This is a genomic window from Pseudomonas sp. 32_A (assembly GCF_017490905.1).
In the GTDB taxonomy this organism is placed as follows: domain Bacteria; phylum Pseudomonadota; class Gammaproteobacteria; order Pseudomonadales; family Pseudomonadaceae; genus Aquipseudomonas; species Aquipseudomonas inefficax.
The window spans coordinates 1-445 of sequence record NZ_JAFGYI010000343.1 but is presented as its reverse complement, the minus strand read 5'-3'; the positions used below and the strand labels follow the sequence as shown (position 1 = coordinate 445).

1 protein-coding gene is annotated in these 445 nt (G+C 50.1%); it reads right to left on the bottom strand.

Features of this window, described 5'->3' with window-relative positions:
* A partial coding sequence (locus J5M58_RS26985) for a hypothetical protein (protein WP_207880481.1) occupies nt 1-445 on the bottom strand: 445 nt, incomplete at both ends.

Below are 445 nucleotides of genomic sequence, written 5' to 3'. Positions count from 1 at the left end.
GTAGACAGCAACCATGATTATTACTCCTACGATCATCGACAGAATCGAAGTCACCAACCCCACCACCGACATCACGGTGCGCCGGTTTTCCGGGTGCCGTTTTCGACCGACAACCAGGGCTCCAATCGCAAGAATCGTGCCGATAATGCCAAGCAACGAGCCGAATACAACAATTGATCCGAGCAATGACAACATGCCAACCCCTAGAGCCCACGGCGCAACTGGGTTTTTCGACTCTTGCTGTGTTTCGAATCCGCCGTATTGTGGAGCCGAATATCCTCCAGCGTAGTACGCATCATGTGCAGTGTGATTCTCCACGGACTGATCCTGATTTACAGAAAAATCATAACCTCCGGATCCATATCCTTCATTGCCAGATTCGAAGCCGGAATTTTTGCCTTCCGCATACTCGCCGTATTGGCCGTCAGAATTGTTTGGATTATTG